The sequence below is a fragment of the Pseudanabaena sp. BC1403 genome, assembly GCF_002914585.1.
Classification (GTDB): Bacteria; Cyanobacteriota; Cyanobacteriia; order Pseudanabaenales; family Pseudanabaenaceae; genus Pseudanabaena.
In genome coordinates this window covers 286,268-308,531 of sequence record NZ_PDDM01000002.1, presented here as the reverse complement: position 1 = coordinate 308,531, position 22,264 = coordinate 286,268, and the positions used below count along the sequence as shown (strand labels likewise).

21 protein-coding genes are annotated in these 22,264 nt (G+C 42.9%); 9 read left to right on the top strand and 12 right to left on the bottom strand.

What is annotated here, in order from left to right; translation table 11 throughout:
- Positions 1-8 precede the first annotated feature (8 nt).
- The 3 genes from CQ839_RS03835 to CQ839_RS03825 form a co-directional block, all read right to left on the bottom strand.
- Complete coding sequence (locus tag CQ839_RS03835) at positions 9-1,643, bottom strand: alpha-D-glucose phosphate-specific phosphoglucomutase (RefSeq protein WP_103666945.1); 1,635 nt, start codon at positions 1,641-1,643, stop codon at positions 9-11.
- Positions 1,644-1,839: 196 nt separating this feature from the next.
- Positions 1,840-2,334, bottom strand: a complete 495-nt coding sequence (locus CQ839_RS03830) for an anti-sigma factor (protein WP_103666944.1) — start codon at positions 2,332-2,334, stop codon at positions 1,840-1,842.
- 19 nt (positions 2,335-2,353) lie between these two features.
- Positions 2,354-3,013 (bottom strand): sigma-70 family RNA polymerase sigma factor, encoded by a 660-nt coding sequence (locus tag CQ839_RS03825; RefSeq protein WP_103666943.1) that lies wholly within the window; start codon positions 3,011-3,013, stop codon positions 2,354-2,356.
- A gap of 379 nt (positions 3,014-3,392) precedes the next feature.
- Here CQ839_RS03825 and CQ839_RS25020 point away from each other — a divergent pair, with 379 nt between their 5' ends.
- Both CQ839_RS25020 and CQ839_RS03820 read left to right on the top strand, forming a co-directional pair.
- A complete protein-coding gene (locus tag CQ839_RS25020) occupies positions 3,393-3,554 on the top strand; it encodes a hypothetical protein (RefSeq protein WP_181016088.1) in 162 nt (53 codons plus the stop codon).
- Positions 3,555-3,611: 57 nt separating this feature from the next.
- Positions 3,612-4,055, top strand: coding sequence for an Rrf2 family transcriptional regulator (locus tag CQ839_RS03820; RefSeq protein ID WP_103666942.1), 444 nt, complete (start codon positions 3,612-3,614; stop codon positions 4,053-4,055).
- Between the two features lie 14 nt (positions 4,056-4,069).
- Here CQ839_RS03820 and ribH read toward each other — a convergent pair whose 3' ends face one another.
- The 3 genes from ribH to CQ839_RS03805 all read right to left on the bottom strand — a co-directional run bounded on the left by ribH (position 4,070) and on the right by CQ839_RS03805 (position 6,388).
- On the bottom strand, positions 4,070-4,558 hold the full coding sequence (gene ribH, locus CQ839_RS03815; RefSeq protein WP_103666941.1) for a 6,7-dimethyl-8-ribityllumazine synthase: 489 nt from the start codon (positions 4,556-4,558) through the stop codon (positions 4,070-4,072).
- A gap of 105 nt (positions 4,559-4,663) precedes the next feature.
- Positions 4,664-4,852 carry a photosystem II reaction center protein PsbZ gene (gene psbZ, locus CQ839_RS03810; RefSeq protein ID WP_072143510.1) on the bottom strand — a complete coding sequence of 63 codons (189 nt, stop codon included), beginning with the start codon at positions 4,850-4,852 and terminating at the stop codon, positions 4,664-4,666.
- Positions 4,853-5,041: 189 nt separating this feature from the next.
- Complete coding sequence (locus tag CQ839_RS03805; RefSeq protein ID WP_103666975.1) at positions 5,042-6,388, bottom strand: histidine phosphatase family protein; 1,347 nt, start codon at positions 6,386-6,388, stop codon at positions 5,042-5,044.
- 737 nt (positions 6,389-7,125) lie between these two features.
- Between CQ839_RS03805 and CQ839_RS03800 the strand changes: the two genes are divergently transcribed.
- Complete coding sequence (locus tag CQ839_RS03800; protein ID WP_103666940.1) at positions 7,126-9,396, top strand: Rne/Rng family ribonuclease; 2,271 nt, start codon at positions 7,126-7,128, stop codon at positions 9,394-9,396.
- A 33-nt stretch (positions 9,397-9,429) separates the two neighbouring features.
- On the opposite strand, the gene CQ839_RS03795 is transcribed toward CQ839_RS03800, so the two are convergent.
- Entirely contained in the window at positions 9,430-11,169 is a 1,740-nt protein-coding gene (locus CQ839_RS03795; RefSeq protein WP_103666939.1) for a serine/threonine-protein kinase, read from the bottom strand.
- A 243-nt stretch (positions 11,170-11,412) separates the two neighbouring features.
- Between CQ839_RS03795 and petC the strand changes: the two genes are divergently transcribed.
- Positions 11,413-11,952, top strand: a complete 540-nt coding sequence (petC, locus tag CQ839_RS03790) for a cytochrome b6-f complex iron-sulfur subunit (protein ID WP_103666974.1) — start codon at positions 11,413-11,415, stop codon at positions 11,950-11,952.
- 87 nt (positions 11,953-12,039) lie between these two features.
- A complete protein-coding gene (locus CQ839_RS03785) occupies positions 12,040-13,023 on the top strand; it encodes an apocytochrome f (RefSeq protein ID WP_103666938.1) in 984 nt (327 codons plus the stop codon).
- Positions 13,024-13,079: 56 nt separating this feature from the next.
- On the opposite strand, the gene frr is transcribed toward CQ839_RS03785, so the two are convergent.
- The 4 genes from frr to CQ839_RS03765 all read right to left on the bottom strand — a co-directional run bounded on the left by frr (position 13,080) and on the right by CQ839_RS03765 (position 16,884).
- Entirely contained in the window at positions 13,080-13,628 is a 549-nt protein-coding gene (gene frr / locus CQ839_RS03780) for a ribosome recycling factor (protein WP_181016087.1), read from the bottom strand.
- A complete protein-coding gene (gene pyrH, locus CQ839_RS03775; protein ID WP_103666936.1) occupies positions 13,615-14,397 on the bottom strand; it encodes a UMP kinase in 783 nt (260 codons plus the stop codon). Before pyrH ends, frr begins: the two co-directional genes overlap by 14 nt.
- Positions 14,398-14,720: 323 nt before the next feature.
- Entirely contained in the window at positions 14,721-15,617 is an 897-nt protein-coding gene (locus tag CQ839_RS03770) for a pentapeptide repeat-containing protein (RefSeq protein WP_103666935.1), read from the bottom strand.
- Between the two features lie 64 nt (positions 15,618-15,681).
- On the bottom strand, positions 15,682-16,884 hold the full coding sequence (locus CQ839_RS03765) for a pentapeptide repeat-containing protein (protein ID WP_103666934.1): 1,203 nt from the start codon (positions 16,882-16,884) through the stop codon (positions 15,682-15,684).
- Between the two features lie 327 nt (positions 16,885-17,211).
- Between CQ839_RS03765 and cobA the strand changes: the two genes are divergently transcribed.
- Positions 17,212-17,988: a uroporphyrinogen-III C-methyltransferase gene (gene cobA / locus CQ839_RS03760; protein WP_103666933.1), complete on the top strand. Its 777-nt coding sequence runs from the start codon at positions 17,212-17,214 to the stop codon at positions 17,986-17,988.
- 53 nt (positions 17,989-18,041) lie between these two features.
- On the top strand, positions 18,042-18,428 hold the full coding sequence (locus CQ839_RS03755; protein ID WP_103666932.1) for a DUF86 domain-containing protein: 387 nt from the start codon (positions 18,042-18,044) through the stop codon (positions 18,426-18,428).
- Positions 18,429-18,584: 156 nt separating this feature from the next.
- On the opposite strand, the gene CQ839_RS03750 is transcribed toward CQ839_RS03755, so the two are convergent.
- Positions 18,585-19,220, bottom strand: coding sequence for a hypothetical protein (locus tag CQ839_RS03750; RefSeq protein ID WP_103666931.1), 636 nt, complete (start codon positions 19,218-19,220; stop codon positions 18,585-18,587).
- A 189-nt stretch (positions 19,221-19,409) separates the two neighbouring features.
- On the opposite strand from CQ839_RS03750, the gene CQ839_RS03745 reads away from it, so the two are divergent.
- Together CQ839_RS03745 and CQ839_RS03740 are read left to right on the top strand one after the other, a co-directional pair.
- Positions 19,410-21,500 carry a M3 family metallopeptidase gene (locus CQ839_RS03745; RefSeq protein ID WP_103666930.1) on the top strand — a complete coding sequence of 697 codons (2,091 nt, stop codon included), beginning with the start codon at positions 19,410-19,412 and terminating at the stop codon, positions 21,498-21,500.
- Positions 21,501-21,749: 249 nt separating this feature from the next.
- Positions 21,750-22,121, top strand: coding sequence for a DUF4259 domain-containing protein (locus CQ839_RS03740; protein ID WP_258040616.1), 372 nt, complete (start codon positions 21,750-21,752; stop codon positions 22,119-22,121).
- Positions 22,122-22,264: the final 143 nt, after the last annotated feature.

The window sequence follows — 22,264 nt, the reverse complement described above, 5'->3', positions numbered from 1 at the left end:
CCTTTATTTTATGTAATCACAGTAGGGCGATCGCGTCCTGTTAAAGTCTTGATCTGCGCGATTTGATCGGCAATCTTAATCAGCTCCTTTAGCGCTTCCTGAGTGTCGAGGGAATGCTTTGCAATATTTGGCTCATAGCTTTCTACATAGAGTCGCAGAGTTGCGCCTTCTGTTCCAGTGCCAGACAGACGGAATACTATGCGCGAGTCATCGGTAAAGCCGATCCGCACACCTTGCTTGCTGCTAATGCTGCCATCCACAGGATCGGTGTAGCTAAAGTCATCGCAAAATGCGACTTCATAATTGCCAAACTTCTGACTTGGTAAATCTGTAAATTTGTTACGTAGATTAGCGATTAGGGTGTTGGCGCGATCGCTATCAACACCTTCATAATCATGACGCGAATAGAAATTGCGTCCATAAAGTTGCCAATGCTCCTTAACGATCGCCTCTACCGATTGCTGACGAGCCGCTAAAACATTCAGCCAGAAAAGTACCGCCCAGAGTCCATCCTTTTCACGGACATGATTGGAACCTGTACCAAAGCTTTCTTCGCCGCAAAGAGTTGCCTTGCCTGCATCTAGCAAATTCCCGAAGAACTTCCAACCTGTCGGAGTTTCGTAGCATTCAATGCCTAAACGTGCCGCTACGCGATCGGGAGCTTGGCTGGTGGGCATGGATCGGGCAATACCAGCCAATCCCCCTTTGTAAGCAGGGACTAGATGAGCATTAGCCGCGAGGATGGCTAAGCTGTCGCTGGGGGTGACAAAAAATTTGCATCCTAAAATCATGTTGCGATCGCCATCGCCATCGGACGCTGCACCAAAATCAGGAGCATCTTCACCATAGAGAACTTCGACCAGATCATGGGCGTAAACAAGATTCGGATCTGGATGTCCACCACCGAAGTCTTCGAGAGGTACGCAACATTGCAAAGCACTAGCGGGTGCGCCGAGGCGATTAACAAGAATTTCTTGAGCATAGGGGCCAGTTACCGCGTGCATTCCATCGAAGCACATCCGAAAGTTAGGGGAGGCTAACAATAATTTGATGCGATCGAAATCAAATAACTCGCCCATTAGTTCGGCATAGTCAGCAACGGAGTCGATCACTGCGATCGTGGTATCACCTAATTGAGATTCACCAATCTGGTCAAGATCAAGATCATCAGCTTCCAGAATCTTATATTCAGTGATGCTCTTAGTGATGTTGTAGATCGCATCAGTAATTTTCTCAGGTGCGGGACCACCGTTGCCCGTGTTGTATTTAATCCCAAAGTCGCCATCTTTACCTGCGGGGTTATGACTCGCCGAGAGGATAATGCCCCCAAAGGCATTGTATTTACGAATAATACAAGAGGCGGCAGGTGTCGATAAAATCCCTCCACGTCCAACTAGGATTTTGCCAAAGCCATTGGCTGCTGCCATTTTCAGAATTATTTGGATCGCGTGGCGATTGTAGTATCGTCCGTCGCCACCGACGACGAGAGTTTGTCCTTGAAATCCTTCGAGGCTATCAAATATTGATTGAACGAAATTTTCGAGATAGTTAGGCGTTTGAAAAACGGTAACTTTTTTTCTAAGTCCAGAAGTACCGGGCTTCTGGTCAGAAAAAGGGACTGTAGGAACGACTTTGATGCTCATTAAAATTGCTAGCTAAAAATGCTCTGAGTAAATGCTCTAAATACTGAAATGCCCATACCTTTAGGCTAGCTTTCATTTTACGAGTCATTGGTCAGTCAAGCAAAAAAAGAGGCGGCACAAATAAGTCACCTCACAATAATAAAACCCAAAAAAATGGTTGCGGCGGGCATAGCCCGCCGCAACCATTTTTTTCGTTTTATTTAGAACTCATCGACTTGGGTAAAGGAACCAATGGCTCTTCCATAGCAATTAAGATTGGTTCTGGTTTTACTTGGGTAGGAGCAGGAGACTTGATACTGTTTGCCACTGGGCTGAATTGATGACCCGAGTTGAATGTGAACATCGAGCCAAATACTCCAACTACAGCGGCAACGGATATGCCAATACCCGCCAATTTCCATTTACGACGCTGCGATCGCTTGTCAATCTCGGCAAAGACACGATTAATCATCACATCAGTCTCTGTTTTGACCGATGAATGTGCGGCTACAGGCACTGGTAGATCAATTAATGATTGGCGCAGTTTTAATTGTTGTTGATAGAGGCGACGAAAATCAGCATCATCGGACAACCACTGTTCGACAAGTTGCTCTTCAGCTTCAGTTACTTCGCCATCTATGTACGCACTTAGTAACTCAAAGCGCTCCTCTGGAATAATCATAGAACTATTAAAAATTTGGTTAGCACTCATAACTTAAATACACCCCTCGTTACATATTTGACAAATAGGGTTGTAGTTGCGCTTGTAGTTTCAATCTTGCTCTAGCTATACGTGATTTTACTGTACCAAGCGATACACCTGTTAATTCAGAAATCTCTTCATAGGACAAACCTTGGATTTCCCTTAACACGATGGTTTCACGGAAGCTAGAAGGTAAATCTTGAATAGCCTTACGAAGTTGTTCATAAAACTCTTGCGTAGACATATTGTCTATTGGACTAGGGGCAGCGCTAGGCAAATCCCAAGTCATTTCATCACCATCACCAGACATAAATGGTGCGTCGAGGGAAACTGAGCTACCAACTCGCTTCCGTTTGCGCAACTCGTCATAAAACAAGTTGGTAGCAATCCGACTCAGCCAACCACGAAACTTTTCAGGTTCTTGTAAGCGCTTGATATTACGATATACGCGCAACCAGACTTCTTGAGCAAGATCAGCGCGATCTTGCCAGTCAGGAGCAAGTTTATACAAAACTTGATCGACATAGGATTGATTACGTCGCATGAGTTCTGCAAACGCAGACCTGCTGGTTTGCGCTTCAGTTTGGCACAGTTGCACCAATTCAACGATGGGGAGCTTATCAACGGACACGGAGTTGGAGGGCGCGTACCCTCCGATGCTGGTTGACCAAGATAGGCTATAACTCATCAATTACTTGCTCCTACTGGACTTGAATCTGCACATGACTTAAAAAAGTCTGTGTCTTTATGTTCAAGTGTTAGGACGAAGGATTGAAAAAGTTTGTTCCTATCAAAATAGAGCTTTAATTGATATATAGCAGTTTGCAGATTCACTAATCTCACAGATTTCCTGAGAAAGTTCTGCAATGGAGAGCTTTCTCAGGAAATCTGTCATTAATCAATGCAAATTACTGTAAGTTTTACCTAAATCAGGTTCTACTTAAATATCAGTGATTAAAGATATTTCAAGAGGGATAATAGCAGTTAGTCAGGATGTTTTTGCTAATTCATAGATTTCCTTAGATTTTTGATCTGATTTTTTTACTTAAATATATTTAGATTTACTTATGCTGCGATCGCAATGGATATCAGTTTTGACAGGCGTTGTCGCCGTAATTTTGGGTGTGGGCTATTTGATTTTGGTACAAGTACTAGATTGGCGCGGCGGTGAAATGTTGCCTGCTCCTGTCGATTTGTCTTCGATTATTCAAGAATTTTTGCAAACTTAAAAAAGCCAGAAAAAATCAGAACATGCTGCGAAGCAGCATGTTCTGATAAGCAAGCCGATGAAACTAACCAGAAAAGGTCATTACAGTGTGAAGGCGATGCTCGATCTGGTGGTTTGGGCAAAACGTAAACCTGTATCAGTTCGCGAAATTAGCGATCGCCAATCGATTCCTGCCCCATATTTAGAAAAAATTTTAATGGCACTGCGCCAAGCGGATTTAGTTGAGTCAGTTCGTGGGGTGCAAGGTGGATATAAGCTAAAGCGATCGCCTAAAGATATCTCTCTAGGCGAAATTTTGTCAGCGGTGGGCGAAGATACTTATCCCTTGCCCAGACTAAAGCCACAGGAAAAACTCGCCTCTGATTGGGTAACATTTGCGCTTTGGCAAAGACTTGATCGAAAGCTTAAGGATGCTCTTTATAGTATTTGTTTAGAAGACTTATATTACGATGCCCGCAGTTGGCAAGCATCACAAGGACAAAGTGCTGGATTTATAGTTTAAATAAGTGAAATTATTTAAACAGACTTAGACCGAATTTGACGCATGAGGTTAGCCATTTCGATCGCACCCATGCCAAACTCCCAACCCTTATTCCCTTTAATACCCGCACGCTCAAGAGCCTGCTGCATCGTGTCTGTGGTTAGCACCCCAAAAATAATCGGTACACCAGTCTGAAAAGAGGTTGCGGCTACACCTTTAGAAACCTCATTCGCCACATAGTCAAAATGTGGGGTATCCCCACGAATGACTGCTCCTAGGCAAATGATCGCGTCATAACGACCCGAAGTTGCTAATTCTTTTGCGACCATCGAGATTTCTAGGCTCCCAGGAACCCAAGCATAATCAACTTGGCTGCCCGTCTCCGAGACATCAACACCATGTCTCAGGAGTGAATCTTGACATCCTTGCAGAAGCTTACCGACGATCAGGTCATTAAACCGCGCTACGACGATCGCAAAGCGCAAACTGTCTGTATTAGTAAAGCTACCTTCAAAAACGGTCATAGAGTTAATTTATAGCGATTTTCAAATAATTAATCAAAGGAGAAACTTCCAAAAATCTTGCTGAGCTGGATTTTTGGAAGTTTGTTCTGGGGTTATTGGCTATATCTAAGCTACAAAAGCGTTCAAAATGCCTATGACAATTACGAATGCTAACCAAATTAGAGAGCCAAGAAATAAAAGAGGTTTTGTTTGGTTCCAAGAGCTAGGGGATGCGTAAGCTACAGGTACACCAATCACCAAAACGAAGGAAAACAAGACGAAAGCTGCCAATAAAAGTTGGAATAGAATAGTCACTTTATTTAAACTCCGAATACTAAAACAAGATACTAAGAAAAATCCTTTACACCAAATTAGCAGAAAATGCGTCTCTCTTAAGGTTTGAAGTAAATGGTGCAGCAATTCTCATTAAGAAACTAATTCTGGTTTTTGCTGCAACTTAGGCGCAGCAAAAACCAGAATTAGTTTTATTGGCTTCAATTATATTTAAAGAGCGCCTGCGGCGGTGCGATCGAGCACACCCTCAGATAAGTGAGTGGTAATATTCCCAGACTGTAGAACTGGAGAACCCTTTGCACCTTGAGGATAATCGATTACACTTACTCCACCATTTCCTTGTTTAAAGACCCAAAATTGTTCAGGTGTAAAGTCAAATAATAGACAAAGAATCGCTTTGTTTACAGCATCATGGGCGACAACTAGAGCAGTTTCACCAGCAGGAACCGAATCGACAATTTTTTGCCAAACGATCGCTACCCGATCCCATACTTCTTGCAAATTCTCGCCCTCAGGCATTTGTACGGTTTCGGGCTGAGCTTGCCAGAGAGCCAGTTGCCCCGCAAACTCAGCCTCGATTTCATGCTCAAATTTGCCCTCCCATAAGCCATGGGAAATTTCTTTGAGTTCATCAAAAAGCTCAAGCTTGATCTGGGGATGCTTGTTTAAAATTTCTAAAGCAGTATCTTTAGGTCGCAGCATGGGGCTGCTAAAGGCTTTATCGATTTTAACCTTTGCTAGAAATTCACTGGCGCGTCTAGCTTGAGCATGACCATTATTATTAAGTGGCACATCGATTTGTCCTTGAAAACGTTTTTGGCGATTCCACTCAGTTTCACCGTGACGGACTAGCAATAAACGTGGCCCGTTGTGATTTTTCTTAACAGGAGGTAATGGTGAGCCTGAAATATCCTCAAGATGGCTGGCGAGATTGAGGGATTCAAGTTGTACCCCGTCAGCGATGCTTGCACCTTGAAAATTAAGGATACTAATAGCGCAGTTGACTTGCTGAATATTGTGATAAAGGCTAACTGGAATACCGATCGCCGAACAAATCAAAGCGCGATTAATACCACTGTGCCCCACTAGTAAAATCGTTTTACCTTGGTGTTTAGGTAAAATTTCTGACCATAGAGTTTTGGCCTGTTCAAATAAGTCGAGAATTGGGTAGCGATCGCCTAACTGAAATTTCTCTGGCTCATTTTGCCAGAGATGATATTTTTCAGGAAACTGCTCTTTAACGTCACGAGAAATCATCGATTCCCACTCGCTAAGATCAATCTCCAATAGACCTTCAGTAGCAACTAACTCAGGTGGATTAAAATTCTCGGCCAAAATGAGTCTGGCGGTATGCTGAGCGCGGACTAAAGGACTCGCGTAGGCAGCATCGATACTTAGGTTAGCCAGAGCTTTTCCCGCGAGCTTAGCTTGCTGTTTGCCCTTGTCGGTCAAGACAGACTGCAATTCTGGGCGATCATAATTACCCCTTCCTTGGATTTTGCTTAAGATGTTGAAATTACTCTCACCGTGACGGACGATAACTACTCGCGTACTCAGAACCTTACCCTCATTTTCTTTATTTTCAAGTCGGGAATACAGCGCAGCCGTATCCACAACATAACTATCAATATTAAAACACTATTAAGAAATAGTTACGCTCAAAGCTGCGCTATAATACTACGATAGGCTTAAGCTGGCTGCTAGCTAAAACGCATCTAGCTGCTAGTTAAGCGATCGAGCTTACAAACCATAATCATAAACTTGAATCATCAAGTACGCTGTTTTACCTACAGGCTGAATGCTTTAGGCAAATGGTGTAAGCACCTTTTAGATAGTCTAATAAAAGCCAGTCTAAGAAATAACTTAATTCTTTTAACGAAACCCCACCAATTTTCCATACAAAGCAATATGTCTCGTTATCGTGATGTCAGAGCAGGCACAGCGACTAATTACTAGCTTCGGTACATAGCTAAGTAGTTGGTTGACGATAGAGGCAGGTTGCAATCGAAATTTTTTTCTTGTTTTCGTTATTGGTATGTTCTGTTGTGAAGCCCCTATAAAGACTCTTTGAGTCTGTTTAAGTAGGCGCAATTAAATATAAAAAGCCAAAACCTGTGCCGTTCGCGCAGCGGGCATCATAGGTTTTGATTCTGAGTTTTAATTATGCCGATTTACTTAAATAAAGGGTTTGAAAGATGTTTTTTTTAATATTTTTATATGAAGTTTAGAAAAAATTTTTTCAGTTAAGTTCTTAGGCTGGCTCTCTTGAATCGAAGAAATTCTGAGGAAATTGAATGCCAAAGCAAATAATTATTGCCGAGCAGTATCGAATTGCTGCTGTATTTAGCGAAGATCAAATTGAAGAAATTGTTGTTGCCGCAGGAACTCACCAAGTTGGGGATGTTTACTTGGGCGTTGTCGAAAATGTTTTAACTAGTATTGATGCGGCGTTTGTAAATATTGGTGACGGCGATCGCAATGGGTTTATTCACATAACTGACCTTGGGCCTTTGAAAATGCGACGATCGTCTGGTTCGATCAGCGATCTAGTCGTACCGCAACAGCGTGTGCTTGTGCAGGTAATGAAAGAGCCAACGGGTAACAAAGGTCCCCGCTTAACTGGAAATATCTCCTTACCAGGTCGCTATGTGGTGCTATTGCCCTTTGGGCGTGGCGTAAACCTATCCCGCCGCATTCGCAGTGAGGCGGAGCGTAATCGTCTGCGCGCCCTTGCCATTTTGGTTAAACCAGCGGGTATGGGTATTTTGGTACGCACTGAGGCAGACGGAATGCCTGAGGAGCAGATTATTGAAGATCTCGATAATTTGCAACGCCAGTGGGAAGGCATTCAGCAAGATGTCGCCACTACGCGCCAGCCGACTTTGCTCGATCGCGAACGAGATTTTGTCCAACGGGTTTTACGAGACCTGTATAGCACTGAAGTTAATCGGATCGTTACCGATACTAGTGATGGTCTACGCCGCATTAAACAACATTTGCTGGGCTGGGGTGATGGCAAAATTCCTAGCGGTTTGATGTTGGATCATCATCGTGAACGTACACCAATTTTAGAATACTTTCGGGTTAATGCTGGCATTCGTGAGGCACTCAAGCCTAGAGTTGATCTGCCCAGTGGTGGCTACATTATTATTGAGCCAACTGAAGCCTTAACCGTAATTGATGTTAACTCTGGCTCATTTACCAAATCCCAAACCTCCCGCGAAACGGTGCTGTGGACAAACTGTGAAGCTGCTGTAGAGATTGCTCGTCAAGTGCGCCTACGAAATATTGCTGGCGTAATTGTGGTGGACTTCATTGATATGGACACTCGCCGCGATCAATTACAGCTCCTTGAACATTTTAATAAATCTTTGAAATCGGACAAATCTCGTCCTCAAATTGCTCAGCTTACGGAGTTGGGGCTAGTGGAGCTGACACGTAAGCGTCAAGGTCAAAGCATCTATGAATTGTTTGGTCGTCCTTGCTCTACCTGTGGTGGCTTAGGACATTTAATGCATTTACCTGGGGAAGCAGCAGGACAACCTGTTGATGCGACATCACGGACTTGGGAATCGAAGCAATCTAATCAGCTTGATTTTACCTCTGAGTATGAAGATGGAGATTCTGATTTGGGTGGTGGGCTGGAACCTAATTTAGTAAACCATCCGAGCTATCAAGAGCGTGGGAATTTGCGTAGACGCGGTAAGCGGGCGATGCTTAACAAGGATTCACGCGAGTCTCGTGAGCCAGAAAAAGTTGCTCCTGTTGTAGATGTGCGATCGCGCTTTGAGCCGCGCATTGAACCATTAATTGAGCCACGTTTTGAGCCCCGCGTTGAACGTGAAATTGTCGTTGATCGATCTGTTCCAGCGAAATTGTCTTTGCCCAATATTGCTAGCAACATTCCTGCAACTAAAGCGATCGCAGAACCAAGCGAAGAATTGGTTGAAGTAACTGATGCTGCACCTGTAGTTATTGCTGAAAATTTACCTGAGCGTCCTAATAAGCGCGAAATTCGCACCAAAGTCATTGAGCCACCAGAGTTAATTGTGGTGGAGATGACCGAAGAAGAGCAAGATGTCTATTCCCTAATTGGCGTTTCTCCCTTGGTATTGCTTGATCGCGAAGTTAAAGATCCGCGCAATGTAATTGTGACAGTTGCTTTGCCAGGTCAAGCTCCTAAGATTGCTAATAATATGGGCAACCTACGATCTAGTGCAGAATCAAATAATGAATCAAGCTCAGAATCAGGATTTGATTCAACCGCTGAAACAAATAATTCGGCAGATCGAGAAGATGACTTTGAGGAAAGATTTGTAGAATCAGAAATTACCGAGTTACCATCTGAAGTGTTAAACAGCAGTCCAGTCAGCAGCCCTGTAAAGACTAATGGCACTTCTAACGGAGTAATTTTGAGGGTGAATAGGGCGCAATCCCTTGATTCAGCAGATACAGATGAAAATTCTGATCTAAGAGGTGAGCCGTCAGAAGCCTCCAAGGAATTTGTGCCAATTCAATCTCCTGAAGCTTCACGACGTAAGCGATCCTCCGCTTCACAAATCTAAAAAAAAGCGGCGCATAGCGCCGCCTTTTTTGTTTTAAAAGACAAGATCAACTTCTAGCTTTTTAAGATTGATCACATAAAGCTTATAACCAGATATTTCTGAAGTGGCGATCGCTAATAAATTAATGTCAACTGGCGCGATCGCCGTTACTTCGCCATCAATAATCAAGTTGTTAATATTATTACCGCGCAAATCCAACAACATCAAAATAGTCTGATTATCATTGTAATTAGCCGTAATCGCATATCCCCAAGGCGTTGCTACCATGATTAAGGCTGCGTACTCTAGGGGAATCCGTATAAGCCGATAAGGGGTGAGATCGAGCAAAAAGATATTTTTATGATTACCCGCTTCTAGCAGTAGTACGCGATTGTGTGTAAATGTCGCAATTCCAGAAGCGATCTCTATGGGCAAAGCCAATCGATACATGACATTACAGCGGCGAGAAATGACGATCGCCCGACTTTCATTAGTCTCTGGCTTATTGGCGATCGCTAACAAATGATGTTGATCGAAGGCAATAATGCAACTTAAGTCTCTAGTGGCAAACTCCAAGCGCATAGCTCGGTTATAGACTAAATTTCGGATTTCTAATTGCTTACCCGTAGATATGGCAAACCAGTCGCCATGAGGAGAAATTGCCCATTTAAAAGGTTGCGCTGAGTGATGCAAAGATTTGGGCTTGCCCTGACCAAACTGATAGATTACTCGATTGGTGATTGCAAATAAAGTCTTACGAGCAAATGCGATCGCCTCAATGTCATATTCGGATTTAGCGATTTGTTCAGATTGATCAAGGCTCAAACTATGCCAATGCAAAAGAAAACTAGAAGTGCTATAAAAACGAGATTTTTCTGCGCCAACTAGCCCAATAATTTTTGAATCTGTTTTTTTCTGAGCGAAATGTTGAGACTTTTGAGAAAACAAAGCTATCGTACAACTCTCGGCATCAAGCCCCGTTTGAATCTGGCTAAAATCTTCAGAACGAATTGCCTCTAAATCCTGCCGCATCTCTTGAGCTGAAGTGTATCGGCGCTTTGGTAGTTTTTCGAGGGATTTCGTAATAATCTTGGCAAGCGATTGGGGTAATCGATCAGGAATACTGATTCGTTGATTTAAATGAGCATTCATTAGCTCATTGGGCATTCCCGAAAAAGGACGCTTACCAACTAAAAGCTCATACAAAATAATCCCAACTGCATAAATATCTGAACCTGCTGAAAACTGACCATAAAACCGTTCAGGAGCCATATATCCTGGTGAACCAGTATTGTTGCTATCAGTTCCTATTTCTTGACTGAGCCGAGCAATACCAAAATCGGAAATTTTTGCTTGCCATCCCTTAGATGTAATTTTTAGCAATACATTTTCAGGCTTGATATCGCAATGAATAATATTTTCCCCGTGGGCATGTTCTAAGCCCAGCAGAATCTCATTAATTAAATCTAAACATTGCTGCACTGATAATGTCTTGCTATGGTTCATTAGATCCCTTAATGTCCCGCCCTCGCAGTAGTCCATCACCAAATAGCGATAATTTTGATGATGCATAAGTGCAGTACAAGTAACAATATTTTCATGCTGTAAAGTCAACAGAAACCGTAGTTCGCGTAAGAGCTTACTAGTGGGAAATCGCTTGTGCTCTAGTTCCTTAAGCGCGACCAATTTACCTGTATCTCGCATCCGTGCACACAAAACCTTGCCAAATTGCCCCCTGCCAACTAAACCCAAGATCCGATATTTAGAGAACTGTGAAGTGGATTTTTCATTCATACGGGCAAATCATGTCTCTGGAAATTTATAACTAGTTTTGAGAGAGGTTACGCTAAGCGTAACCTCTCTCAACCCAAAACGCTTAAACAGAAATGACGTTAAGCTTAACAATATTCTCTAAAATTACAATGCTTAACATTTCGTTGCAAAACAACTAGAGAGATGTCCAAAGATTGTCGATATCATGGTAGAAAGCGATATATAAAACGTAATATTTCTCAATCAAATCCATTAGTCAAATTTATGAGTCAAGCTTCTACATCCGCCGATGTCCCTAGCATGGGTCGTCGCCAGTTTATGAACTTAATTTTGGGGGGCGCTGCGGCAGTAACCACCCTTGGTGCGGCTGTTCCTTTCCTCGCCTATTTTGTACCACCTTCTCGTGGCGGTACTGGCGGGGGTGTTGCAGCTAAAGATGCACTTGGTAATGATGTGGTTGCTTCGGCTTTCTTAGCTAGTCATCAAGCAGGCGATCGCGTACTTGCCCAAGGACTCAAAGGCGACCCCACTTATATTGTCGTTACCGACAACAAAGAAATTGCTTCTTATGGACTAAATGCAGTTTGTACTCACCTTGGTTGCGTTGTACCTTGGAACGTTGCCGAAAACAAATTTATGTGTCCTTGCCATGGATCTCAGTACAACGCTGAAGGTAAAGTTGTACGTGGTCCTGCGCCACTATCTCTCGCTCTTGCCCATGCCACAGTCTCCGATGATGTTGTGCAATTTAGCACTTGGACAGAAACTGACTTCCGCACCAACGAAGCGCCTTGGTGGTCTTAAAATAAAGGGTTTAGGATAGATGGCGCGGAGCGCCGTCTATCCTAAACCATATCCAAATTGGTCTTTGAATTACATTTGAACTTATACATGAAAAAAGCTTTGTTCCGTGCCAACCGTTTGATTGTGGGAGTCAGTCTTTGTATCCTCACAAGTTTAACTTTACTATTTGGGCTGAATACCGAATCTGCTCTTGCCTATCCTTATTTTGCCCAAGAAGCTTATAAAAATCCTCGCGAAGCCACTGGTCGTATTGTTTGCGCTAACTGTCACCTAGCTCAAAAAGGGATTGAATTAGAACTACCTCAAGCTGTTCTTCCCGACACTGTATTTGAAGCTGTTGTCAAACTGCCTTACGACCACACCAAACAACAAGTAAGTGCTGATGGTAGCAAAACAGGTTTGAATGTTGGTGCAGTTTTAGTATTGCCTGAAGGTTTCAAAATTGCTCCTGAAGATCGCTTGTCTGAAGAGCTTAAGGAAAAAGTCAAGGACACATATTACCAACCTTACAGCGATACCCAAGAAAATATCGTCCTAGTTGGGCCAGTCTCTGGTGATGATTATTCAGAAATTGTTTTCCCCGTTCTTGCTCCTGATCCTGCTAAAGATAAGAACATTCACTTCTTGAAATATTCAGTAAGCGCTGGTGGAAACCGTGGTCGTGGACAGGTTTATCCTACTGGCGAAAAGAGCAATAACAACGAATATAACTCTTCGGTTTCTGGTCTAGTTACTCAAATTAGCCCGATCGCACCAAATGAAGATGAAGGTGTCTACGGTGGTTATGAAATTTCGATCCAAACTACTGATGGCAGCATTGCTGTTGAGAAGGTTCCTGCTGGTGCTGAACTAGTTGTGGAACCTGGTAGTGATGTTAGGGTTGGTTCTCCTCTAACCACAAACCCCAATGTTGGTGGCTTTGGTCAGCATGATGGCGAAATCGTCCTGCAAGATCCTCGCCGCATTCAGTGGTTGCTAGCATTCTTTGCTTCTGTCATCGTTACCCAAATTTTGTTGGTACTGAAGAAGAAGCAAGTCGAAAAAGTCCAAGCAGCAGAAATGAATTTCTAAAAGCTCCTTGTTGCATCAAACAAAAAGAAGCACCCTTTGGGTGCTTCTTTTTGTTTTTAGATTGTGGAAATTTCTTTTTCTTTTTCGGCTGTAACCTTATCGATATTTTTAACGAACTTATCCGTTAACTTATCTACTTGTTCTTGTTGGCTTTTAGAATCATCTTCAGAAATTTCTTTTGCCTTTTCTAGCTTCCGCAATGAGTCGATCGCATCACGACGCACATTACGCACTGCGACCTTGCCCTCTTCTGCAAGTTTAGAAACCATTTTTACCAACTCCTTACGGCGATCGGTAGTTAATGGCGGAATATTTAGACGAATACTGCTGCCATCGTTGTTTGGGGTTAGCCCAATATCCGACTCAGAGATTGCCTTCTCAATTGCTCGCATACTACTGCGATCAAAAGGCTGAATCATTAATGTCGTAGCATCAGGGGAGGAAATATTTGCCAAAGCCTTGAGGTGAGTCTCTGCCCCATAATATTCCACCGTAATCCGATCCAATAGCGAAGCATTAGCACGCCCCGTTCGCACACTATTAAAATTGTGCTGGGTCGCTTCTACAGCTTTCTGCATTCGCGCCTCAACATCAGTTAATTTCACAAGAGCCTCCAACATAAGTACCAATCGATTCTCCCATGATGACGCGACGAATGTTACCTGTAACACCGAGATCGAACACAATAATTGGAATACCATTTTCTTTGCATAACGCAAAGGCAGTAGCATCCATTACCCGTAAATCATGGATTAGCGCATGGTCGAAACTAACAGTTTGAAAACGTTTTGCATCAGGATTTTTCTTCGGATCACTGTCATAAATGCCATCAACTTTAGTTGCTTTCAGGATCACTTCAGCATTAATCTCGGCTCCACGCAAAGCCGCAGTCGTATCAGTGGTGAAATAGGGATTACCTGAGCCTGCGCCAAAAATAACCACCCGATTATTTTCAAGGTGGCGAATGGCACGACGGCGGATATATGGTTCAGCGATCTCTTGCATAGCGATCGCTGACATAACTCTTGTCTGAATCGGTTCATCCAGATGCTCAAAAGCATCTTGTAAAGTCAGTGCGTTCATCACGGTAGCAATCATGCCAATATAATCAGCCGTGGCTCGATCCATACCTTTGTCAGCACCGTTAATACCGCGAAAAATATTACCACCACCAACGACGATCGCTACCTCAGTCCCATCTTTAACAATTTCGGCAACTTGTAAGGCAATATCTTGGACGACTTCAGGATCAATCCCAAAGCTGCGATCGCCCATGAGTGCTTCGCCACTGAGCTTTAGTAAAATGCGTTTATATTTCGGGATTTTAGATTCACTTTTTGTTTCTTTTGCAATTTCTTTTGTAGTTACGTTCATGTTTCATTCCTAACTGATTATTTTCAAGCGCGATCGCTTTTTATTGTTTTCTCTCTCTAGACAAGACGTACCTACATACCATTACAGTTTCTACGGCAAATGGCGTAACTTACAGCAACAGTTTACCTACAGCAAACTGAAACCTCAAAAACCTCAATGAGTATGATTAAAGAAGCTAATCATACTCAAAACCCAAAACCAGATCATATCCTGCCAGCTACGCTGGCGGGATATGATTCTCGATTTTAAGGTTACTTATGTCTAGCTACTTAGCAATTTTCACATGAGCATATGCTCATGTGAAAATTGCTATACTAACGGTTCTAATCAGTCACGCACTCTGGATTGCGATCCGCCTCTTGATCGACTGGTTGCAGAGAAGCATTGGAGAAATCTGTGCAATTCAAATTTGCCCCATTTAGATTTGTTCTTAGTAAAAATGCACCTTTAAAATTAGCTTTGTAGCAATTGGATTTACTAAGATTTGCACCATCTAGACATGCCCGACCTAGCTGAGCATCAACTAGAAATGTGCCATTAAGATCGGCTTCTTTTAGATTGGCATCATTAAGATTGGCATTACTTAGGTTTGCCCCACTTAGATCAGCTTTTGATAATAAGGCATCGCTAAGATTGGCTGCATATAAATTTGCATGAGAAAGATCAGATGCAGTGAGATTTGCATAACTAAGATTCGCTTCACTAAAACTCGCCCCACTTAAGTTAGCACCTTCAAGATTAGCTCCATTTAGTTTTGCGCCATCTAAGTTTGCTCCTTTCAAAAATGCTTCTGCGAGATTTGCTCCCTCTAGGTTGGCTCCGACTAGAGACACACAACTTAAATTGGCTCCCGTCAAGTCAGAGTTGGCAAGACTCACCGCATTAAGATTTGCGCCAGTTAAGTCAGCATCTCTTAGATTTGCTCGTTCTAACCTAGCACCATGCAAATCAGCCTTAACCAGACTAGCACCATTTAGATCTGCATCACAGAGATTTGCATCACTGAGACTAGCGCGGTATAGGATGGTCGTATTTAGCTTTGCACCATATAAATTTGCTTCATTTAAAGTGGAGCAAGATAGGTTTGCTTCGCTCAGATTGGCATTAGCCAGATTGATCGCGGTCAAGCCCATACCAGTGAGATTTTCACGACTAAGATCTGTATCACTAAAATCTCGAAAGCCTTGGTTAAAGCGATCGACTAGTTCTCTAGCTTTCATTACTCTTTCACACCATATTTTTGCTATCTAATCGGAACTTGCAAAGCGGGTTCCTATAGAGTTTTTATTTGTCTGTAGGCAAAATTGCGCCTGTCATATTTGCGCCATCCAAATTTGTCCACAACATAAAAGCCCCTCTTAAGTTTGTCCACAACATAAAAGCTCCTTTCAAGTTTGCACCTGTTAAACTTGCTCTAGTAAGATTGGCCCGATTGAGATTGGCACGATTTAAACTAGCTCCGTTTAATACTGCTTCATCTAGATTTGCACCAGTCAAATTAGCTTCGTTTAAAATTGCATTATGTAAATTGGTGCGGATCAAATAAGCTCCTCGTAGGTCAACATTACTTAAATCAGCTCCACTTAAATTCGCGCCCATCAAATTTGCACCACTCAAATTTGCACCGCTAAGATTGGCATTAGATAGATTCACCCCGTTCAGGTTCGCGCCATTGAGATCGGATTTCATCAAAAATGCACCCGTCAGATTTGTCCAACTCAAATCTGCTTCGGCTAGGTTGGATTCGTTCAAATTTGCCCAACTCAGATCAGATCCAACTAAATTAGCTTTTTCTAAGTTTGCCCCAAGTAAATTTGCCCAGCCCAAGTTAGCGCGACTAAGTGAACCACCGCTCAAATTGGCATAGACAAGATCAACGGCATTGAGATTTGCTGCATTTAAGATTGCGCCACTAAGATCAACTCCGTGCAATTCTGCCCCTGTGAGATTGGCTTCTGTCAAATCAACGTTCATCAAGCAAGCTTGACTAAGATTTGCCCCACTGAGATTCGCCTTGATCATCAGTGCCCCAGTAAAATCGGCATCACTGAGATCGGCTCCCAGTAAATTCGACTCAATAAAAAATGTGCCATTTAGCTTGGCTCGACTGAGATTTGCACCATTGAGACAGGCTCCTGTGAGGGTGGCAAGACTAAGATCGGCGTTAATCAAAGATGCGCTAGTTAAATTTGCTGAATTGAGATTGGCAGCAACTAGATAAGCTTCATTGAGACAGGCTCTTTGTAGATCCGCCTTGATTAAGAAGGCGGATGTAAGATTTGCTTCAGTTAAATTTGCTTCGACTAGATTGGCTCGGTTGAGATCAGCTCGATGAAGAAATGCGCCAGTGAGATTTGCTTTGGAAAGCATCGAGTCTGCAAGCTTGGCGTTACTAAGATTAACGCGCTTGAGATCTGCTCCCTTGAGGTTGATTCCTTCTAGGCTTGATTTGGTAAGATTTGCTTTGGTAAAGTCGGTAAGATTCACGCCTGCCTCATTTTGATTCGTTGTACTCGTTACAGCTCAAGAAGATTGTTAGACATACCCTTTGAATTAAATTCATCAATTAATTCTGTGAGTGTTCTTTTGTTCTCCTTGATTTGGCTTGACAAGATGGCTGCGTCTCAACATTTTTAACAATCAGGATTTGCGACAAAAAGCTTTGCTAATCCCGAGCTCTCCTATTTGTCTGAGACAAATTGAAAATCTCAATAAATTGCTATAACAAATAGAATACATGAGGAAAATGAAGATGCGATCGCCTTGCAATATTTGGCTTAGATACTCAAGTTTTGATTAAAGTTTTGATAACGAATGACAAATACAGATTTACAAGAAGTTATTCAACCTGCCTTAGAGCGGTTTTTAGGTAAGGTTTATTTAGTTGGTGCTGGGCCTGGTGATGCAGGATTGATGACACTTAAGGGCAAATCCTTGTTGGAAACTTGTGATGTAGTGCTTTACGATGCTTTGGTTAGTGATGAAATCATTGCCATGATTAACCCGATCGCAGAAAAAATCCATGCAGGTAAGCGGCGCGGAAATCATTCGCTATTGCAAGAGGAGACTACGCAGTTATTGATCGAGAAGGCGCAAAAACATGCGATCGTGGTGCGCTTAAAAGGTGGCGATCCGTTTATCTTTGGGCGTGGTGGTGAAGAGCTTGCCGATTTGCGATCGGCTGGGATTGCGGTTGAGGTTGTTCCAGGGATTACGTCAGGGATTGCCGCACCTGCCTATGCAGGAATTCCGCTTACCCATCGCGATTTTAGTTCGTCGGTAATTTTTGTGACTGGGCATGAGTCAGCTGGAAAATATCGACCACAGATCAATTGGACGGCGATCGCCCAAGCTGCCGAAACAATTGTGGTTTACATGGGATTGCATAATTTAGGCGAAATTGTCCCTAAAGTCATCGCAGCTGGCTTGCCTGAATCCACACCTGTAGCTTTAATTCGCCAAGGAACACGCGCTGATCAGTCAGAATTAATTGGCTGTTTGGGTAATATTGTTAAGCTTGTGCAAGAAAGTAACTTCGCCCCTCCTGCGATCGCAGTTATTGGTAACATTGTAAACTTTCGAGATGTATAGTACAAGCGGCGTTTAACAAGGCTCCCTAGTTCTCAATATATGGAAAAAAGCTAATGAATACAAGTAAAGTGAGTATTCCTGTGGAAATCGAGAATAATAATCATCGACTGGAAGTTCAAATACATGACATTTTAGAAGCGATCGCTGCTACGGAGTTATTTGTATCCGAGATAGATTTTATGCAGTTTAGTTGCGATCAAAAAACAATTTTTGCTGTAGAAAGGGCGATCGGTCTGATCGGTGCAACTGCGAAGCGGTTGCCAATTAGTTTTATGGATCAGTATCCCCAAATTAATTGGCGACGTTTGACTAGTGTTGGGGATAGCTTGATGTTTGGATATTTAGAAGTAGATCTCAATACTTTATGGGAGTTGATCCAGCAAGATGTGCCGTTTATTAAAGAGCTAATGCAAAAGGCGATCGCCAGTTTACAGCAGTAGCCCTGCACTCAAGTGCAGGCTAAAAGCTCAAACCCTTTGAAACGGGTTGCTTGAAAGTATTATTTAGTCCACTTCAGTGGACTTGAGCTTTTAGCCAAGAACTTGAGTTCTTGGCTTATTTGCGTAAGCCATAATTTTGACAGCTTCCACAAGACTTCAAATTCTCATCACAATTTTATCGTCTACAATTTCAACAAGTGTGATTTTTTTAGCAAACTGCTCTATTTTCTTGCGATCGCCATTACAGCCATTACATAGGATCGCAAAAGGGCTAAATCGATCTAATCGAGAAATACTTGGGAAACTATCATCATCCTTTGGCATTAATTCGATGCAACACATATTCCCTGCAAATTCAATAATACTTGTGCTAATTTGATAACCTCCACAACCCGAATAAGGATACGATAATCTCCTCTCAATTAGCTTGTGATTGTCAATTTCATAATAGACAGGACCCGGACGAGTTCCACCAGATCCTTTGACAGGAGTAATTCCGCCGCAAATAATACAGCTAAGCTGTTTGACCGTAAAGCTTATCTCGCTCCTTCCATTTTCTATTCCATCTCGAAAAAATTCGTCAAACTTTTGTCTTAGAGAATTAAATTCTTCTGGTGTAGTCTCATAGATTGGAAAATCTACGACTGCCTGAGGCATCTTACCGTTAAGGATAAACCGCGATCTGATATAGCCAAAAGAAAGCACAATAGAAACATACAGAATTACGATCACACTGTAGTTAAACCACGGATTTGGAAACGTGGTTTGAAGTTGGACTAGAAATTCACTCATATTAGGCGAATTTTATGCGAATGATTTTTTTGTTTGGCAACACAAGCATTCTAGACTACGTTTTATATAAATCAGCAAAAAATCTTAAAAATATGCTTTGTCGCTACCACCGATTAAGCGCAAATTCTTCCTTGATATATAATCGTTATAGCCATTTACAAATCTTAAAGATTACCTGAAAGAAAATTTATGAGTGAAGTTAATAATCCTCTCCTGATCGGCAAAGGATTACCGCCATTTCCAGATATCAAGCCCGAACAGGTCATTCCTGCAATTACTCAATTACTCGAAGAAACAAGCAAGGGATTGACCGAACTGGAAGCCAATCTTCAGCCTACATGGGCAGGGCTAGTAGAGCCATTAGAGCGTTTGACTGAGCGCATTGGTTGGAGCTGGGGTGCGATCGAGCATTTACTCAGTGTCAAAAATAGTGCCGAATTGCGCGAAGCTCATAAGGTAGTGCAACCTAAGGTAATTGAATTTTTTAATCGCTTTAGCCAGAGCCAGCCAGTTTATAAAGCCTATAAAGCAATTTATGGATCATCGGAGTGGGATAACCTTGACCCCGCCCAAAAACGGATCGTCGAAGCCGCGATGCGGGATGCAGAATTGTCGGGTGTGGGTTTAGAAGGGGAATTAAAAGAAAAGTTCAACGCGATTCAAATGGAACTTGCCGAACTTTCCACTAATTTCTCAAATCATGTACTTGATGCCACCAAAGCATTTAGCATGACTTTGACTTTACCCGAAGAAATCGAAGGTTTACCTCCGAGCCTCCTTGCCCAAGCTGCCCAAGCTGCTCGTCTGGACGGTGATGATAAAGCCACGCCTGAAAATGGACCTTGGTGCATTACGCTTGACTATCCTAGTTATGTTCCATTCATGCAGCATAGCTGCCGTCGAGATCTACGCGAGAAACTCTATCGCGCCTTTGTCAGACGTGCCGCCAGTGGTGAGTTTGACAACTCTCCATTAATCGATCGCATTCTAGAATTGCGTAAGCAAAAGGCAGAACTGCTCGGATATCCGACATATGCAGAACTCAGTCTTGCTCGGAAAATGGCTCCCAATGTTGAGGCAGTTGAGAAATTACTAGAAGAATTGCGTCAGTCTAGTTATACTGCCGCAGTAGCCGAGTATGCAGAACTAAAGGAATTTGCAAAGTCTCAAGGCTCATCGACCTTGGGTGATCTTAAGCATTGGGATACCTCCTATTGGGCGGAACGTCAGCGGGAAACTAAGTTCAATTTCACTGTAGAAGAATTGCGTCCTTATTTCCCACTTCCGCAAGTTTTGGAAGGTTTATTTGCCCTTGTAAAGCGCTTGTTTGGCGTGACAGTAGTTGCGGCGGATGGCAAAGCTCCAATCTGGCATGAGAGTGTCCGTTTCTTTGAAATTCAAAACGAACAAAATCAAGCGATCGCCTATTTTTATCTCGATCCCTATAGTCGTCCTGCGGAAAAGCGTGGCGGTGCATGGATGAATGATTGCATCGGACGAGCTAAAGTGATCGAAGATGGTCAGCCCATTACTCGTTTACCCGTTGCCTATCTAATTTGCAACCAGTCACCTCCCGTTGATGGTAAACCTAGCCTGATGACCTTTGGCGAAGTAGAAACTCTTTTCCATGAATTCGGACATGGCTTGCAGCATATGCTGACTAAGGTTGATTATTCAGGCGCTTCAGGCATTAATAATGTTGAATGGGATGCGGTGGAACTTCCTAGTCAGTTTATGGAAAACTGGTGCTACGATCGCGCTACTTTGTTTGGCATGGCGAAACACTATGAAACTGGCGACACACTGCCCGAATCCTATTACCAAAAACTAATCGATTCCAAAAACTACATGAGTGGTTCAGGCATGTTGCGTCAGTTACATTTCAGCCTTGTGGATATCGAACTGCATCATCGCTATCAAAGCGGTGGCTCAGAGACTCCAATGCAATTGCGATCGCGTCTTGCAGAAACGACGATGGTAATCCCACCCTTGCCAGAAGATAACTTCCTCTGTTCTTTTGGTCATATTTTCTCAGGTGGATATGCCGCAGGTTACTACAGCTACAAGTGGGCAGAAGTCCTCAGCGCGGATGCCTTTGCAGCCTTTGAGGAAGTAGGACTCGAAAATGATGAGGCGATCGCATCAACTGGCAGGCTCTACCGCGATACGGTACTTGCCCTCGGTGGTAGTAAGCATCCAATGGAAGTCTTTAAAACCTTCCGAGGACGTGAGCCAAGTACCGCACCTTTGTTGCGTCATAGTGGTTTAGCCAAGGTCTAATCTCTTACTTGAGCGAGTTGCGGCGCGAAGCGCCGCAACTCGCTTTTGGGTTTTATGTCCTGAGCAACTTTGCGACGGATATAATACCAATCCACAAAAATGTGACGACACTTTTGTGGATAAAAAGCCAAACACAGCAAGGGTTACAAAAGCATAAAATGGCTACGCCATTTTATGCTTTTGTATAATGAGATCGCGATTGACTTGAAGTGCAAATCTGCGGTAATTTGCTCTTGCTCAGAAAAATGCATGATTTACTTTAGGCAAGAGAGATTTATGGGAACTTGGGCTGTGGATTCCTTTGGAAATGATGATGCTTGTGACTGGACATATGAACTTGAGAAAGTTAATGACCTTTCCCCAGTTGAGGAAGCTCTGAATGCAGTACTTAATTCTGGGGAAGAAGGTGTTGAAGCCTCTGAAGCAACTGAAGCGATCGCGGCGATCGAAGTCATTGCTCGTTTGCAAGGCAACTGGGGTAAACGCAGTGCTTATTCCGAGAGTCTTGACAATTGGGTTGAAGCAAACAAAATTCAGCCATCAACTGCTTTAGTCCAGAAAGCTCATTTAGCGATCGATCTCATTCTTGCTGAAAATTCTGAATTGAAAGAATTATGGTAGGATAGCGAAGAATATACAGATTGGTTAGCCGCAGTTACTGAATTAAAGAATCGTATCAATTTATAATCGAACCACAATAAATTTAGGACTTACGCATCTGCCCTGCAATAAATTGCGGGCTAAAAGCTTAAACCTGTTGAAAC

Bases quoted from the DNA above. Each gene is read 5' to 3' on its own strand.
- CQ839_RS03835 (WP_103666945.1), bottom strand. From the start codon at position 1,643: ATGAGCATCAAAGTCGTTCCTACAGTCCCTTTTTCTGACCAGAAGCCC.
- CQ839_RS03830 (WP_103666944.1), bottom strand. From the start codon at position 2,334: ATGAGTGCTAACCAAATTTTTAATAGTTCTATGATTATTCCAGAGGAG.
- CQ839_RS03825 (WP_103666943.1), bottom strand. From the start codon at position 3,013: ATGAGTTATAGCCTATCTTGGTCAACCAGCATCGGAGGGTACGCGCCC.
- CQ839_RS25020 (WP_181016088.1), top strand. From the start codon at position 3,393: ATGCTGCGATCGCAATGGATATCAGTTTTGACAGGCGTTGTCGCCGTA.
- CQ839_RS03820 (WP_103666942.1), top strand. From the start codon at position 3,612: ATGAAACTAACCAGAAAAGGTCATTACAGTGTGAAGGCGATGCTCGAT.
- ribH (WP_103666941.1), bottom strand. From the start codon at position 4,558: ATGACCGTTTTTGAAGGTAGCTTTACTAATACAGACAGTTTGCGCTTT.
- CQ839_RS03800 (WP_103666940.1), top strand. From the start codon at position 7,126: ATGCCAAAGCAAATAATTATTGCCGAGCAGTATCGAATTGCTGCTGTA.
- CQ839_RS03795 (WP_103666939.1), bottom strand. From the start codon at position 11,169: ATGAATGAAAAATCCACTTCACAGTTCTCTAAATATCGGATCTTGGGT.
- petC (WP_103666974.1), top strand. From the start codon at position 11,413: ATGAGTCAAGCTTCTACATCCGCCGATGTCCCTAGCATGGGTCGTCGC.
- CQ839_RS03785 (WP_103666938.1), top strand. From the start codon at position 12,040: ATGAAAAAAGCTTTGTTCCGTGCCAACCGTTTGATTGTGGGAGTCAGT.
- pyrH (WP_103666936.1), bottom strand. From the start codon at position 14,397: ATGAACGTAACTACAAAAGAAATTGCAAAAGAAACAAAAAGTGAATCT.
- CQ839_RS03770 (WP_103666935.1), bottom strand. From the start codon at position 15,617: ATGAAAGCTAGAGAACTAGTCGATCGCTTTAACCAAGGCTTTCGAGAT.
- cobA (WP_103666933.1), top strand. From the start codon at position 17,212: ATGACAAATACAGATTTACAAGAAGTTATTCAACCTGCCTTAGAGCGG.
- CQ839_RS03755 (WP_103666932.1), top strand. From the start codon at position 18,042: ATGAATACAAGTAAAGTGAGTATTCCTGTGGAAATCGAGAATAATAAT.
- CQ839_RS03750 (WP_103666931.1), bottom strand. From the start codon at position 19,220: ATGAGTGAATTTCTAGTCCAACTTCAAACCACGTTTCCAAATCCGTGG.
- CQ839_RS03745 (WP_103666930.1), top strand. From the start codon at position 19,410: ATGAGTGAAGTTAATAATCCTCTCCTGATCGGCAAAGGATTACCGCCA.
- CQ839_RS03740 (WP_258040616.1), top strand. From the start codon at position 21,750: ATGATTTACTTTAGGCAAGAGAGATTTATGGGAACTTGGGCTGTGGAT.